This window comes from Streptomyces sp. NPDC025273, assembly GCF_040638585.1.
Classification (GTDB): domain Bacteria; phylum Actinomycetota; class Actinomycetes; order Streptomycetales; family Streptomycetaceae; genus Streptomyces; species Streptomyces cinereorectus.
This window is the reverse complement of sequence record NZ_JBEZYP010000013.1, coordinates 1-16,249: the sequence shown is the minus strand read 5'-3', so window position 1 is coordinate 16,249 and position 16,249 is coordinate 1. Positions and strand designations below refer to the sequence as shown.

Sequence of the window (16,249 nt, the reverse complement as noted above, 5' to 3'; positions counted from 1 at the left end):
CATTGTGGAAAATGCGGAGTGGCTTGAATGGGGTGGTGTACCGGATGTGGCTATCGGCGGTGTTCCGATCGACGGCCGACTATGCCCGCCTGGCCTGAAACCGACATCGTACGAAGAGCCAGTGCGTCCACCTTTCCTCCTGGTGTTCTCGGGAGTTCCGGCAGCACGGTGATGTGATCGGGGCGCATCTGCTCCGGGACCGATTCGGCTATTTTCCGCTGTAACTCCGGGACGGTCGCCCCGGATCCCAGCACCACGAAAGCGACAAGCCGTTCCACCGGGTCGTCCTGCCGCAGCAGCACCGCGCAGTCGCTGACGGCCGGATGTCTGCGTACCGCCGCCTCGACCTCACCCAGCTCGATCCGGAAGCCGCGCACCTTCACCTGGTGGTCCGCCCGGCCGAGGATACGCAGCCGGCCGTCCCGCCCCCACAGCCCGCGGTCTCCCGTCCGGTAGAGCCGCCCGCCGGGCTGATACGGATCGGGCAGGAACCGCTCGGCCGTCAGCGCCGCCCGCCCGTGGTAGCCGCGGGCCACCCCCGGTCCGCCGAGATGGATCTCGCCCGGCACCCCGGGCGGGACCGGCCGCAGTCCGCCGTCCAGCACGTACGCCCGGTACCCGGGCACCGGACGCCCGATCGGGATGCCCGCGCCGGCCGCCTCCGCCGGACCGCAGCGGTGCGTGGTGGCCCACACCGCGCACTCGGTCGGCCCGTAGTCGTTGAACAGCGGCGCCTGCGGGCACAGCCGCAGATGCTCGGTGACGATCTCCGGGCTCAGCGGCTCGCCGCCCACGGCCACCATCGAGAACCGGCCGAGCACCTCCCGGTCCGCGACCTGGAGCACGATCCGGTAGTGCGAGGGCACGGCGTGGACATGGGTGACGGCCGTGGACTCCAGCAGTTTCCGCAGCGCCATCGGGTCGTGCGCCTCGTTCTCGGTGGGCAGCACCACCGTGCCGCCGGAGGTCAGCGCCCAGAACATGCCGCCCGCCGCCCCGTCGAAGCACAGCGGTGGCAGCACCAGGTCCCGGCCGGGCGGTGGACCGGCCACCGAGCGGGCCGCCGTGGACGCCACGATCGCCCGGTGGTGCACGCCGATGCCCTTGGGCGTTCCGGTGGAACCGGAGGTGTAGATGACGTACGCGAGGTCGTCGGGGGTGACCGGCACACCGAGCGGGGTGCCGGGCAGCCCGGCCGCCTCCCCGGCCGTCAGCACCGGCACCGGCACCGGGAACTCCGGCTCCCGGCGGACGAGCAGTGCCGCGGCGCCCGAGTCGGCAAGGATGTGCCGGATGCGCTCGGGCGGATACGTCGGCTCGATCGGGACGTAGGCGGCACCGGCCTTCAGGGTGCCCAGCATCGCGGTCACCGACCAGGCGGCGCGTTCGGTCAGCAGCGCCACGAGCCCTCCTGGGCCGACCCCGGCCGCGCGGAGCCGGCGGGCCACCCGGTTGGCGTCCTCGTCCAGTTGTCCGTAGGTCAGTTCGGTCTGCCCGCACAGCACGGCCGACGCGTCCGGGGTCCGCGCGGCGTGTTCCTCGACCAGCGTGTGCAGGCAGACGGCGGGAAAGGCCGCCTCGGCACCGTGCGACCAGTCGGCGAGCGCGGTCCGCTCCGACGCCCCGGCGCCGACGATCCCGTGCACCGGCCGGTCGTCGAGCAGCCCGTCCAGGACGGCGAGCAGCCGCAACGCGAACGTGGCGACGGCGCCCTCCTCGTACAGGCCGGTGTCGTGGTCCATCCGCAGCAGGTCGTCCTCCAGCAGCACCAGCATTCCGTGGTGGGCGACCGCGTCCGGCAGCCGGACCGCCAGCGCGGTGTACGCGCCGACCCGTTCCGGCTCCGGTTCTCCGCAGGGGGCCACCGCGAGCGCCGCGTGGAACCCCGGGTGCACCCGGACACCGGAGGCGACCGCCGTCCCGACGGCCCGCAGCGCGACCGCCCCGGACGCGCTCTCGGCCACCCGCGGGGTGACCGCCACGGGCACGTCCGACGCCACGACCAGCCCCGTACCGGGCGAGCCGCCGCAGCGGACCAGCAGAACCGCCAGGGCCGTGGCCAGCGACGCCTCGACGGGCACCCCGGCGGAGCGCAGCCGTGCGGCGGCCGGCCCGGCCGGGACCCGTACCGTCCGTGCGTAACCGGAGGCCCGGTCACCGCCGCCCGGCAGACCGGACAGCCCCGGCACCGCGCCCTCGGCCTGATCATTCCCCGCCCCGGCGACGGCCGGTGACGGCACCTCAGGTCCGTCACCGGCCGCCGGGAACGGGGCGTCCTCCGTCAGCAGCCACCGCATCACCGCCGCCGGGGCCAGCGCATCCCCGGTGACCACCACCAGGAGGAACCGTTCCTCGCCGAGCCGGGCCAGCAGCACCCGGGCGGGGCCCGGCTCCGCCTCGGCGGCGGCCGTCTCCTCACGGACCAGCTCGCCCCACTCCGCACGGTCCGTTCCACCGCTCCCCAGGTCGTGCACGGTGAGCGGAACCTCCCGGTCACCTTCCGTGACCCGCGCCCGCAGCGCCCCCGGATCCGGCAGGCCGTCGACCACCCAGCAGCCGGTGGTGAGCCCGGCGCGGCCACCCGCCGGGACACCGGCCGGTCCGGCCGGAGGAACATCCACCGGACCGGCCGCCGAAGCGGGCGTACGTACGGACAGGGGCACGGGCACGGACGGGGACATGGTTCGTTTCCTCCTGATGTGCAGTCGTGGTGAGGCGACCGGACGGGACCGCCCGGTCGCCTCTGTGCGCTCACACGCCCGTCAGAGCAGAACGCGCTCCGCCGGAGATTCCCGGTGGGCCCGCGACTTGCGCAGGTCCCGGGTGACGACCGCCTTCTTCAGCCAGCGGTCCGTTCCGTCGAACCGGGCCTTGAACGCGCCTCTGCCGTGCACCGCCCGGTAGTTGTCGATCACCATCAGGTCACCGGGGCTCAACGGGATCCCGGTCAGGTTCCGTTGCAGCTCCCCGGTCAGCGCGTCCAGCGCCGCCGACGCCTCCGGATCACCCGGCAGCGGCGACATGAACGAGGGATCGATCCGCAGGTACGGCCGGTCCGGATGCCCGAACAGCACCGCGCACGGCTCCGGTTCCTCCTGCATCCGCTGCACCGCGTGCAGGCTTCCCCGGTTCGCGGTGAGCGTCCGGGCGTGCCTGAGGTGCTCGGTGTCCGGCCGGATCAGGAACCGGGGCCGGCTCAGCACCTCCCGATGCTCGTCGGACAGCACCACCTCGTCCACCCCGGCCACGCCCGTGGGCACCGCGTCGTGGTTCCGCAGCCCCAGCAGGAGCAGATAGTCGCAGCGGTACGGGTGGAAACCGTCCTCCGTGTGCCAGGCCAGCTCCACCGTGCCGTGACCGCTCTGATCGTTCTCGTGTGACGGGACCGGCAGCACGTCGTGCACCAGCCGCCCGTCCTGGAGCGTCGACCAGCCGAAGATGTCACCGAGGTGCGCCGTCGCCAGCATCAGGAACACCTCGTGCACCTCCGACTCCGGCTCCCTGGGCGGCTCCCTCCAGTCCAGCGGAGTCGGCCCCAGCCGGCTGTCGTCCACCGGAAGGCCGCGCACGACCAGGCAGGACGCCTCCTCGGCGGTCCGGAACCGCCGCAACTCCCGGATCAGGCGCGGCGGCAGCCGGTGGGCGACCACCGACAGGTCGTCCAGCAGGGCAGGGGCGCTGCTCGCCCCGTGGTCCCGCAGGACCGAGCGGGTCAGCTCGTCCAGCGCGGCTCCTTCGGCCGCGTCCAGGTCCACGTAACGGATCATCGGCGCTCATCTCCCGGTTGATCCGTACGGGAGTAGCCTCGTGTCTTCACGAGTCCTCCTTGTCCTGACGATCAGTTGACGGAGTCCTGAGGTACGACGACGTCCTCGGGCGCGGGCAGGTAGCCGCCGTCGACCAGGAACCGGAAGCAGGCGTGCGCCCAGTCCTCGGCCACCGGCGGGCAACTGATGCCCGACCCTTCGAGGGCCTCGGTCAGCACCCGGCACTCGTCCTGCGGGTTGATCTGCTTCTGCAGTTCCGGGTCGAGCGCGGCGTGCCGCATCGAGGCGACCCTCAGCAGCGGGGTCATCGGGAACAGGACATGGTCCTCGCCGACGCCCAGCGCCCGCTGACGGGCGTCCTCCTCGTCGATGACGTTGAGGTCGTAGCCGAACGACCGCAGCCACTGGTAGCACTGCGTCATCGTGGTGGGCGCCGGGTTCGTGATGTTGAAGTTCTTCCCGAAGTTCTCCTCCCTGAGTGAGGTGTAGACGATGGCCTGCGCCGTGAAGTCCACCGGCACCGCGTTGATGACGTCGTTGTAGAGCGGCAGCACCCCGAGGTCGAGGAAGCCCCGCAGATACACGTACAGGTAGTCGGTGTGGTGCGAGGCGCCGGTCTGGGTGTGGCCGGTGATCATCCACGGGCGCTGCACGGTCACCGGGATGCCCCGGTCACGGGCCAGGTACACGATCTTCTCGGCCAGCCACTTGCTGCGCGGGTAGCCGGTGGGGATCCGGATCGGACGGCTGTCCAGGTCCTCCTCGGTGAACGGCCGTTCCGCCCCGGTGCCCATGAACACGTCCACACTGGACACGAAGTGGACCGACTTGAGCGTCCTGGTCGTGGCGAGCCGCAGCACCTCCTTGGTGCCCTCGACGTTGGCCGGGCGGGCCGCCTCGTACGGGTAGGTGAAGTTGACCACCGCGCCGCTGTGGTAGATCACGTCCAGCTCGGCCGCGGCCGCGGCGAACTCGTCCGGGCTCAGACCGAACCTCGGCTTGGCCAGGTCACCGACCACCATCCGCATCCGGGACCGGTAGGACTCGTCCCACGCGTGGTACTTGCGGAGCGTTGCCTCCATGCGCTCCCACGCCGCCTCCTCGTTCTCCGCCCGGACCAGGCAGTGCACGAGCGCGTCGGTGCGCAGGATCAGCTCCACCGCCAGGAACGCGCCCAGATAGCCGGTCGCGCCCGTGACCAGCACATGGCGCGGGTTGAACCACTCCGAGTGCGGCAGGTCCCCGGGCGTGATCTCCTCGGGCAGCCTGATCTCCGCGTGCAGCTCCTTGATCTGCTGCGCGTACAGGACCTCGCTGTCCACGTTGTCCCGCTGCCGCCGGTCCTCCTCGATCGCCGCGGCGACGCCGGCCACCGTGGGCACCCGGAAGATCTGCTCCACCGGCAGGGTCACGTCGTGCGTCCGGGAGAGCTGCGCGGTGAGCCGCGCCACCAGCAGCGAGTTCCCGCCGAGTTCGAAGAAGTCGGCCATCGCGCTGACCTTGGCGACGCCCAGCAGCGAGCAGAACGTCTCCGCGATCTCCGCCTCCAGCTGCGTTCCCGGCTCCACGAAGTCCTCGATACCGAGGTCCGGGGCGGGCAGCGCGGCGGTGTCGATCTTGCCGTTCGGGGTGAGCGGCATCCGCTCCAGCGTCACGAACGCGCTCGGCACCATGTAGTCCGGCACCTGCGCCAGTACGTGCTTGACCAGGGTCTCCTTGGTCAGCACCCGGCCGACGACGGGGACCACGTACGCCACCAGACGCGGCACGCCCGGCTGGTCCTCCCGCGCGATCACCGAGGTCTCGGCGACCAGCGGGTGGCGCAGCAGGACGTTCTCGATCTCGGTCAGCTCGATCCGGAATCCACGGATCTTGACCTGGGTGTCGGCCCGGCCCAGGAACTCGATGCTGCCGTCCTGCCGGTAGCGGGCGAGGTCCCCGGTCCGGTACAGCCGGGCGCCGGGCTCCTCGGAGAACGGGTCGGGCAGGAAGCTGCCCGCCGTCATCCCCGGCCGCTTGACGTAACCGCGGACCACACCGCCGCCGCCGATGTACAGCTCACCGGGCACACCGGGCGGCACCGGGCTGAGCCGCTTGTCCAGCAGATGCAGCCGGGTGTTGGGGATCGGGCGGCCGATCGGCACCCGGCCGGCCCCGGCGTCCTCGGCGGTCACCGGGTGCACCGACGCCCAGACGGTCGCCTCGGTCGGACCGTACTCGTTGAACAGCGCCACGCCGGGGGAGCGCCGCTGGTGCGCCTCGACCAGGCCGGGCGGCAGCACCTCACCGGCCAGCACGGTCGTGCGCACCGAGGGGAACGGCTCCGACTCGGCCTCCAGCAGCACCGAGTACTGCGAAGGCACCCCGTCGACATGGGTGACGTCCTTCGCCCGGATCAGCTCACCGAGCAGCCGCGGGTCCAGCACCTCCGCCTCGGAGGGCACGACGACGGTGCCGCCGCGCCGCAGCGTCCAGTACAGACCGCCGCCCGAGGCGTCGAACGTGAACGGGGCCAGCACCAGGTAGCGCTCGGGCAGCCCCGGCCCCTCGATGACCGAACGGGCCAGCGTGGAGTGCGTGATCTGCCGGTGCTCCACGGCCACACCCTTCGGGCGGCCGGTGGAACCCGAGGTGTAGATGACATACGCCAGGTTGTCCGGTGTGACCTCCACGGCGGGCCGGGCCACCGGAGCGTCCGGGTCGGCGGTCGGCACCGCCACCCGCTCCAGGCCCGGAGCCTTGCCGTCGAGCCCCTCCAGTGTGCCCCGGCTGCCGACGAGCACCCTGATCCCGGCTTCCTCGGCGATCGACGCGATACGGTCCGCCGGGTACGACGGGTCCAGCGGCACGTACGCGCCGCCCGACTTCAGCACACCGAGCAGCGCGACCATGGTGTGCACCGACCGGTCGGCCAGCACACCGACCAGGGACTCCGGGCCCGCGCCGAGTTCGGTGAGCCGCGCGGCCAGCGCCTCGGCCCGCAGATCCATGGAGGCGTACGTCAGCTCCGCCGAGCTCGACGTCAGCGCCAGCGCGTCCGGATGGGCCGCCGCGGCCTCCCCGACCAGCTCGTGCAGCAGCCGGGGCCCGGTGTGCTCGGTCGCCGTGGCGTTCCACGCGGCCAGCCGCTCCCGGTCCGGGCCGGACAGCAGCGACAGGTCGGACAGCGGGCGGTCCGGGTCCGCGAGCGCGGAGTCCAGGAGCAACAGCATCCGCTCCAGCAGCTGTTCGGTGGTCGCCCGGTCGAACAGCGAGGTGTTGTAGTGGGCACGCAGCGACAACTCCCCGTCACGGCGGACCGCGTACAGGTCGATGTCGTGCGGGGTCCAGGTCACCGGCAGGTTGAGCGGCCGGGCAATGGCTCCCGGCAGCTCCCGGCTGCTCCACTCCTCCTCGAAGCCGAACAGGACCTGGAAGAGCGGGGTGTGGCTGAGGTCGCGTGGAGGGTGCGCCGCCTCCACGATCTGCTCGAACGGCAGCCGGGCGTGCTCCAGGGCTTCGTCCAGGGCCGAGTCGGTCCGCCGCAGCAGTCTGTTCAGGGACTCGCCGGCCTCCAGGTCGAAGCGCACCGGCAGGGTGTTCTCCAGCGGGCCGACCAGGTCCCCGGCACCGTCCTGCCACGACGGCGGTACGGGGACACCGACCGCGAACGCCTGCTGCTGGGCGTGCCGGGACAGCACCGCGGTGTAGCCGGCGAGCAGCAGCCGGGACAGCCGCTGACCCGTGCCGGACGTGAACGCGTCGAGCCTGGCTTGCAGCTCCCGCGGCACCGGCACCGTCACCACGTCGGCGCCGATGGTCTTCACCGGCGGCCGGGGCCGGTCGGTGGGCAGCTCCAGGGTGCTCAGACCCGTCGTACGGGCCCGCCAGTACTCGATGTCCTTCTCGGCGTCGTCGCTGGTCAGCCAGGCGCGCTGGGCGGCGGCCAGCGCCTGCGGCTCGGTGGCGAGGGCGGCGGCCTGCCCGCTCTCGCCGAGCAGGTTCGCGTACCCGGTGAGCACCTCGTCGGTGAACAGCCTCACGGAGCGCCGGTCGGCCACGAGCTGATGGATCGTCAGCAGCAGGACATGGTCCTCCTCGCCGAGCCGCAGCAGACTCGCCCGCACCAGCGGGCCCTGCGCCAGATCGAACCGGCGGCGGGTCTCGGAGGCCGCTATCCGGGCCAATTCGGCGTCGAGCCGCTCCGGGTCCACCTGGACCACCGGCAGCCGCAGCGACGCCACCGGCCTGACGGTGGCCAGCGGATGGCCGTCCACCGTGCGGAAGGTCGTACGCAGTACCTCGTGGCGCTGCACGGCCGTCGACAGCGCCTGCTGGAGTACGGCCGCGTCGGTCCGGCCGGTCAGCCGCACCGCGGTGCTGGTCTGCCAGGGCCGCTTCTCGTCCAGTTGGATCAGCAGCCACAGTCGGCGCTGTTCCAGGGTCAGGTTGCTGGTGACGTTCGTGGAAGCGTCCAGGAGGCCCGCCAGGAGCGCGCGCTTCTCCTCGGACGTCAGGGAACTGATCTCGTGCTGCCCGCTCATTCGGTGGACTCCCGTCCTAGCTGTCGGATGCGGTCAGGCGGAGCGTTCGCGGACCGAACGAGGACGCATGTCGGTCCACACCCGCTCGATGTGCTTGAGGCACTCCTGCTTCGTGCCGGCCGGGCCTTCGGCGGCCCAGCCCGCGGGCACCGCCCGGTCGGCGAACCAGATCGAGTACTGGTCCTGCTCGTTGATGACGACCTGGAAGACGGTGTCGGCGTCGTCGATACCCATGTGGGCTCCTCGTGGTGTGTCGGATGACCGGTCCGGATGATCCGGTCAGTTCAGATGGCGAAGGAGCTGGTCGATCTCGTCGTCGGACATCCCGGCGAGCTGGGCGAGCAGCGCCTCGTCGGCGGTCGGTCTGCGGTCGCGGGCCCGTTCGAGTTCCTCGATGGCCGCGGCCAGCCCGGCCGGTGTCGGCAGACGGAAGAAGTCGCGCACCGGCACCTGGAGACCGAACTCGGCCCGGACGCGACTCAGCATCTTCGCGGCGAGCAGGGAGTGCCCGCCGAGCCCGAAGAAGTCGGCGTGCACACCGACCACCGACAGCCCGAGCACGTCCTGGAAGATGGACAGCACCCGGCGCTCCACCCCGTTGCGGGGCGGCACCTGTGCCACCGGGTCGCGCGGCGCCTGCGCAGGCGGCTCCGGCAGCGCACCCCGGTCGGGCCCGCCGCCGGGACACAGGGGCAGTTCGTCCAGGACCCCGAAGACCGCCGGGACCCGGTAGCCGGGCAGCGCGGACCGGGCCCGGCCCCGGACGTCGGCGGCGAACGCCTCACGTTCCGCCTCGGTGCCGGCCGCGACGGTGCCGTCCGGCACCAGCCAGGCGACCAGACGGCTCTGCCCGAGATCGGTGGTCACCGCCGAGGCCGCCACCCCCGGGAACCCGGTGAGCACCCTCTCGACGGCCGCCGCCGGCACGGCGCGGTCCCCGGCGAACAGCCGGCCCTCACCGGGCCCGACCACATCCAGGGCCCCGTCCCGGGCCAGGCGGCACCGCAGCCCCACCGGTACGGCGGCGCCCGTCCCGTCGGCGACGGACAACTCGCCGACCAGACCGGCGGACACGGGCCTGCCCAGAACATCCAGCGCACTCCGCACCACCCCGGCGGGCGCCGGTCCCAGCCGCCGACCCCGTCCCTCGTCCAGCGGGGCGAGCGCGGCCGGCGCCGCCGTCGCCCCGGGGCCGGGGCGGCCCAGGAACACCGTGCGGCCGGTCCGCGCCAGCATGTCCACCAGATCGGGCGCCAGCACCTCACCGACACACACCAGCCGTGCCCCCGGCGGGGGCTCCCAGCCCTCGGTCAGCACCCGGCGCCAGGTCGGCGGATCGGCCAGGACGAACGCGCCGGGCGGCCCGGCCGGAGCCAGTTGCACCCCCGACAGCATCAGACTGCGGGCGTGGGCCAAGGGCATCAGCAGATCCACCAGGGACGGCGGGGCGCCGCCGTCCAGCAGCAGCACGTCGTCCTCCGGGGTCACCCCCAGCCGGTCCGCGACAGCCGCCAGCGCGGCGGCCAGCGCCCCGTGCGAAAGAGCCGCCCCGGCGCCCTCCGGGTCCGTGTCCTGCGCCGACCAGGCCGGCGCATCCGGACCGGACGCCGCGGTGTCCTCCACCGGGTCGAACCGCGGCCCGGTGGTGATCAGCCAGCCGCCGTCCTCCTGCTCGGCCCGCCGGACAAAGGCACCTGCCCGGTCGTGCCGCTGCCCGTACGCGGGCACCGCGCCGACCTCGAACACCGCCAGCAGCACGGCCACCAGCGCCGCCGACGGCACCGGGGGAGTGGTCACCCGTACGTCCGGCCCGGCGATGCCCTCGGCGCGCAGCCGACCGGCCAGATCCGCCGCCCACTCACGCAACTCGCCCAGCGTCAGCACGGCGTCCGCCGACGACAGCACCATGCTGTCCGCGCCGCGCTCCGCGAGCAGTTCCGCCACCGTCACCCTCGCCGGGACCCCTGCCGGGTCCTGCCCGCCCGCGGTCCTGGCCGGGGCCGGGTCCGCGGCCAGGGGCAGCGCCCCCACCGGGACCGCCGGGTCCCGCAGCGCGTCCGCCAGCACCAGCCGGTGGAGCTCCACGATCCGGGCCGCTGTCGCCTCGTCGTACAGACCCCGGTCGTAGTCCAGCTGCAGCCGCAGCCCGTCCCCGTCCGGCAGCACCGTCAGCCACAGGTCGAACTTGGCCGCCGTACGGGTCAGTTCCACCGGCGCCATGGTCAGACCGGGCAACCGCACCTCCGCCGCCGGGGTGTTCGGCATGGAGAACATCACGTCGAAGAGAGGATTGCGCTCCAGCGCGCGGGTCTGCCGCATCTCCTGCACCAGCCGGTCGAACGGCATCCGGTCGTGCGAGAAGGCGCTGAGACAGGCGTCCCGCACCACCTCGGCCGCCGTCCCGAACCCGCCGAGCAGGGGCAACCGGGCCCGCAGCACAAGGGTGTTCGCGAAGAACCCGACCAGCCGCTCCGCATCCGGATGGTGCCGGCCCGCCACCGGCGTGCCCACCACCACGTCCTCCTGGCCCGTCACCCGGGCCAGCGTCGCCATGAAACCGGTGAGCAGCACCATGAACAGCGTCCCGCCGGACCGCTTGGCCAGCTCCTCCAGTGCTGCCGTCGTCACACCGTCCAGGCGCGCCTCCACCCGGCCGCCGTCCCCGCCGCGACCCAGCTCCCGGGGACGGTCGACCGGCAGCTCCAGCGGCGCCGTACCGGACAGCGCCGCCTGCCAGTGGGCGATCATCCGCTCCATCCGCTCCCCGGCCAACTGCTCATCGAGCCAGCCGACATAATCGGCGTACTGCACCGCCGGCTCACCGAGACCGGCCTCGCCGTGCTCCCGCAACCCGCGGTAGGCGTCGGCGAGATCCCCGTAGAACACGTCCATGGACCAGCTGTCGCAAACGAGGTGATGGATCGTCACGATGAGGGTGTGCCGGTCCGGTGCCTCCCGCACCAGGACCAGCCGCAGCAGCGGAGGCGCGTCCAGCGCGAACGGCACCGCCGCCTGTTCCCGGGCCAGCGTCTGCACCCGGGCCTCGGCCGCCCCGGGTGGCAGGCCCGCGCAGTCGACCACCGGCAGCGACACCAGCGCCTCCGGCAGCACCAACTGGTGCGGATCGCCGTCGACCAGGCCGACCCCGGTGCGCAGGCTCTCGTGCCGCGCCACCACCGCGTTCACCGCCTGCTGGAGCAGTACGACGTCCAGCTCACCGGTCAGCCGCACCGCGCTCACCACGTTGTACGCGGCGTTGCTCGACGGGTTCAACTGGCAGACGAACCACAGACTGCGCTGCGCCGGCGCGGCCGGCAGCACGAAGTAGTCGCTGTAGTCGCGGGACTCGCCGCTGCCGACACCCCCGGCGTACGAGGAACTGCTCACTGGGTTCCCGCCTCCCTCGCGGCCGATACGCCGAGCGCCGCCCCGATGTGGGTCACGACGCTCCTCTCGTGGTCCTGCACGAAGAAATGACCTCCGTCGAACTCGTGCACCGAGCAGTCCGCCGAGGTCTGCCGGGCCCAGCCCGCGTCCCCGTCCCGCACCAGCGGGTCCCGCCTGCCGCGCAGCACCCGCACCGGCACCGGCAGCGGCGGCCCGGGCACGTACCCGTAGGTCTCCGCCAGGGTCAGATCGGCCCGGATGGTGGGCAGCATCAGCGTGACCAGCTCCTCGTACGTGGAGAGGTCCTGCGGCTCCATCCCCTCCCAGGCCCGCAGCCGCTCCAGCAGCTCCGCGTCCGGCAGATGGTGGACCTGCTCCTGGTCCCCGTACTGCGGGGCGTCCCGGCCGGACACGAACAACGCCGTGGGCAGGGGCAGTTCCAGCTCCGTGAACCGCCGCAGCACCTCGAAGGCGACCAGCGCGCCCATGCTGTGCCCGTAGAACGCGTACGGCCGCCCGGTCAGCGGGCTGAGCGCCGGTGCCAGCGCGTCCACGAGCGCGGTCATCTCCAGGAACGGGCGCTCCCCGAGGCGTACCTCCCGGCCGGGCAACTGCACCGCGGTGATCTTCAGCGCCGAGGTGTACCGGTGCCAGTTCTGGAACATCGCGGCGCTGCCCCCGGCATGCGGAAAGCACACCACCTCGCTGACCGGATCGGTGACGTCGCCGAAGGATCGGAACCAACGGGAACTCAGTCGGGTCGGGCGCACCTCTACCTCCATCGGAGATGGCGAACGCAGAACGCGAGAATGTGGTGGACCGGCACCGGATCGGAATCTCCGACCGGACCGCGATGCGAAATCCAATCCCACCGATCTAATCCCTACCAGTTCCCTCGGAGGGCACTCAATGACCCCATGCCTGACTGAGAGGCGAGCGATAAGGAAGTGAGAGCCGAGTGAGAGACAGCGCCCTTTTAATTGCGTCGGCGCCGAAGTGTGTCGCCGTCATGCCGTCCCGTCACCGAGCCCCACACTCTCCTGATCCGCCGATCCGACACCGGGCCGCCCGCGGCCGAGGGAATGGAGTCCGCCGATGCCGAGCCCCGCTCGCCCCACACTCGTGCACACCCTCGTCGCGCACGCCGCCACCCGCGGCGATCAGACGGCCTACGAGTACCTGCACGACGACGGGCGAGTGGACAGCCTCACTTACCGCGAACTGCTGGTACGAGCCACCAGGGTGGCGCCGCTGCTGCGCGCCGACACCAGGGGCAACGGGCCCGTACTGCTGCTTTACCCGCCCGGCCTGGACTTCGTCGTCGCCGTCTGGGCCTGCTTCCTCGCCGGGGTGCCCGCCGTTCCCGCCTATCCGCCGATCTTCGGCTCCACCGACCGCATCGCGGCCCGCTTCACCCGGATGCTCGAGGACTCCCGGGCCGGCACCCTGCTGGCCGACCCGGCGGTGCTCGGACTGTTCACCGCCGGCATGAGCCCCGAGGACATGCCACGCGTCCTCACCCTCGACGACGCCGACGGCGATAACGGCGACGCAACCGCAAAGGAGAACGCGGACGGGAATCCAGACCCGGACGTCCTGGCCGACCTCCTGCGCACCGCCGCCGCACCCGAGGACCCCGCTCTCATCCAGTACACCTCGGGCAGTACGGGACAGCCGAAAGGCGTCGTCCTGGAACACCGGAATCTTCTCGCCAACATCAGGGCGATCACCGAGGTGTTCCAACTCGATGAAACCGCCCGGGTCGTGTCCTGGCTGCCGCCCTATCACGACATGGGGCTCATCGGATTCATCCTCACACCCGTCCACGGGGCATTTCCGGTCAGATTGATGTCCCCCGTACATTTCCTCAAGAATCCGCTCGCCTGGCTACGGCAGATCAGCGAACTCGGCATCACCCACACCGGCGGACCGAATTTCGCCTACGACCTGTGCGACCGGCGCGCAGCCACCGCCGACCTCACCGGACTCGACCTGAGCACCTGGCGGCTCGCCTTCAACGGCGCCGAACCCATCCGTCCCGCGACCCTCCACCGGTTCGCCGACCGCTTCGCCGCCCACGGCTTCCGCCCCGAGGCGTTCCTGCCCTGCTACGGCCTGGCCGAGGCCACCCTCATCGTCACCGGACACCACTGGACCGGGCCGGACCGCGGCGTGGACGAGGACGGCCGCGTCGACTGCGGCCCCGTCGTCGACGGACACCTCCTCGCCCTGGTCGACCCCGCCACCGGCACACCCGTCCCCGAAGGCGACGAAGGCGAGATCTGGATCAGCGGCCCCAGCATCAGCAACGGGTACTGGAACAGCACCGGCACCCCCGACAGCGAACTCTTCGGCGTCCTCGACGGCACCCGTCATCTGCGCACCGGCGACCTCGGCCGGCTGCGCGCCGGACACCTCACCGTCACCGGCCGCCGTAAGGACGTCCTCATCCAGAACGGCGTCAACCACCACGCCCACGACCTGTGTTCCGCCGCGACCGAGGACAACCCCGCCGTACGGCCCACCGCCGCGGCCTTCGGCGGACCCGACGATGAAGTCGTCATCGCCATCGAGGTCGCCGGCAAGGACCACGACCCGGCGGCCCTCGCCGCCGACATCCGCACCCGCGTCCTCACCGCCACCGGCGTCCGCGTCCACACCGTGGTCCTCTGCCCGCCCCGAACCATCCCCCGCACCACCAGCGGAAAGGTCCAGCACTCCCTGGCCCGCACCCGCCACCTCGCGGGCGACCTCAGGGGAACCGCCGTCACCGCCACACCGGTCACCGCCACGGCCGAGGACGCGGGACTCCTCACCCTCTTCCTCTCCTCCATCTTCGCCGCCGTCTGCCAGGTCCCCTCCTGCGGACCCGACGAGACCCTGGCCGCCATGGGCGGGGACTCCCTGCGCGCCGCCGAGATCGCCGCCGTGGCCGAGGACGCCCTCACCCTCCAGGTACGGGTCGAGGACGTGCTCCGCGCCCAGTCGCCCCGAGAGCTGACCGCCCGCCTCGCCCAGCGCTGGGCCGACCACGAGGTGCCCTACGCCGACGCAATGGAACGCGTCAGGACCCTCATGGCCCACGAATGAGGCCGCCCACACCCGGCAACCAAGCGGAGGACCACGTCCGGTGACAACACGGAGGACGACGCCTGTGTCAGACAACCTTCAGGTACCCGCCGACCTCGGCCGCGACCTCCTCGCCCGCTGGCGTGCCCGCACACCGGACACCACCGCACCCGTCGTCCCCCAGGTCAGTCCCATCCAACTGGGCCTGCGGCTGTTCGAGGAGATCCACCCGGGCACCGCGGCCAACATTCTCCGCTTCGACGCCGAGATCGACGGCCCCCTCGACACCGACCGCCTCGCCACCGCCCTGCGCACCCTCGCCCGTCGGCACGCAGTGCTGCGCACCACCTTCCCCCACGGGGACCGTACCGCCTGCGCCGTCACACCAGAGGCCGACGCCGTACCCGACCTGACCGTCACCGGCCTCGGCCAGCTCGGCCCCGACGCCGGCCGCGCCCGGGCGCGTGCCGAGGCGGACGCCCGCGCAGCCGCCCCCATGGACCTCGCGACCGGCCCGCTGTGGCGCGTCGCCGTCTGGACCCTCGCCGACGGCACCGCCCGGCTCCAGTTCCTCGCCCACCACATCGTGGCCGACGGCTGGTCCCTCGGCGTGTTCCTCGCCGAACTCGACACCCTGTACGCGGACCGGCCCCTCGGCCCGGCCACCCCGCTGCCCGCAGTCCCCGCCACCCCTGACCCGGCCGACCTCGCTGCCTGGCGGGACCGCCTGGCCGACGCCAGCCCGCTCTCGCTGCCCACGGACCGGCCCCGACCGGGCACCCGGCGCTTCCGCTCCGACCACGTCGATGTCACCGTGGACGCCGAACTGATGCGCCGGGTGAAGGACGTGGCCGACAGCACCGGAATGACGCCCTTCATGGTGCTGCTCGCCGCCTTCCATCTGACCCTCGCAAGGACGGCCGGACACTCGGACATCACCGTCGGATCACCCGTCGCGACCCGTGAACGCCACCGCGCGCCGGGCGCCATCGGTCCCCTCGCGACCATGCTCGCGCTGCGCACCGACACCACCGGTGCCCGTACCGTCCGTGATGTGCTCCACACGGTCCGGGACACCTGCCTGGACGCGTACAGCGGCGCCCACGTGCCCATCGAGACCGTGGCGGAACAGGCCGGGCAACGGGGCACCGCCCTGTTCGACGTGCTCTTCGTGCTCCAGCCGCGACCGCCCGAGGCCCGCCTGGGAGACCTGCCCGTCCGGCCGATGGTGATGGCACCCGCCACCATCCGCAACGACTGCGAGCTGTACCTCTGGCAGGGCGACGACGGCGTCACCGGCTTCCTCGGCTACGACACCGACCTGTATTCCGCCGACACCGCCGCCCTCCTCGCCGGCCGCTTCCTCTCCGCTCTCACCGCACTGGTGGGGGACCCGGACGGTGAGTTGGCCGGGGTGGATGTGCGGTCGGTGGGGGAGCGGGAGCGGTTGGGTGTGTTGTCGGTGGGTGGGCGGTTGGTGGGGAGGGTGGCTGGTCGGGTGGA

General features: G+C 72.4%; 8 protein-coding genes. 2 read left to right on the top strand and 6 right to left on the bottom strand.

Annotated features, from left to right (window positions below):
• Positions 1 to 50 precede the first annotated feature (50 nt).
• The 6 genes from AB0F38_RS21265 to AB0F38_RS21240 all read right to left on the bottom strand — a co-directional run bounded on the left by AB0F38_RS21265 (position 51) and on the right by AB0F38_RS21240 (position 12,447).
• Positions 51 to 2,681: an amino acid adenylation domain-containing protein gene (locus AB0F38_RS21265; protein ID WP_361895505.1), complete on the bottom strand. Its 2,631-nt coding sequence runs from the start codon at positions 2,679 to 2,681 to the stop codon at positions 51 to 53.
• 81 nt (positions 2,682 to 2,762) lie between these two features.
• The gene (gene gntD, locus AB0F38_RS21260; protein ID WP_361895502.1) at positions 2,763 to 3,767 is read right to left on the bottom strand and encodes a guanitoxin biosynthesis L-enduracididine beta-hydroxylase GntD; all 1,005 of its coding nucleotides are present in this window, start codon (positions 3,765 to 3,767) and stop codon (positions 2,763 to 2,765) included.
• 71 nt (positions 3,768 to 3,838) lie between these two features.
• Positions 3,839 to 8,290: an amino acid adenylation domain-containing protein gene (locus AB0F38_RS21255; protein WP_361895499.1), complete on the bottom strand. Its 4,452-nt coding sequence runs from the start codon at positions 8,288 to 8,290 to the stop codon at positions 3,839 to 3,841.
• Between the two features lie 33 nt (positions 8,291 to 8,323).
• Positions 8,324 to 8,524, bottom strand: coding sequence for an MbtH family protein (locus AB0F38_RS21250; RefSeq protein WP_361895497.1), 201 nt, complete (start codon positions 8,522 to 8,524; stop codon positions 8,324 to 8,326).
• Positions 8,525 to 8,569: 45 nt separating this feature from the next.
• A complete protein-coding gene (locus AB0F38_RS21245) occupies positions 8,570 to 11,677 on the bottom strand; it encodes a condensation domain-containing protein (RefSeq protein ID WP_361895495.1) in 3,108 nt (1,035 codons plus the stop codon).
• Positions 11,674 to 12,447 (bottom strand): alpha/beta fold hydrolase, encoded by a 774-nt coding sequence (locus AB0F38_RS21240; protein WP_361895492.1) that lies wholly within the window; start codon positions 12,445 to 12,447, stop codon positions 11,674 to 11,676. The genes AB0F38_RS21245 and AB0F38_RS21240 overlap by 4 nt, the downstream gene beginning before the upstream one ends.
• A 325-nt stretch (positions 12,448 to 12,772) precedes the next feature.
• On the opposite strand from AB0F38_RS21240, the gene AB0F38_RS21235 reads away from it, so the two are divergent.
• Positions 12,773 to 14,767: an AMP-binding protein gene (locus AB0F38_RS21235; RefSeq protein ID WP_361895489.1), complete on the top strand. Its 1,995-nt coding sequence runs from the start codon at positions 12,773 to 12,775 to the stop codon at positions 14,765 to 14,767.
• 64 nt (positions 14,768 to 14,831) lie between these two features.
• On the top strand, positions 14,832 to 16,249 hold a 1,418-nt coding region (locus tag AB0F38_RS21230; protein WP_361895486.1), incomplete at its 3' end, for a condensation domain-containing protein.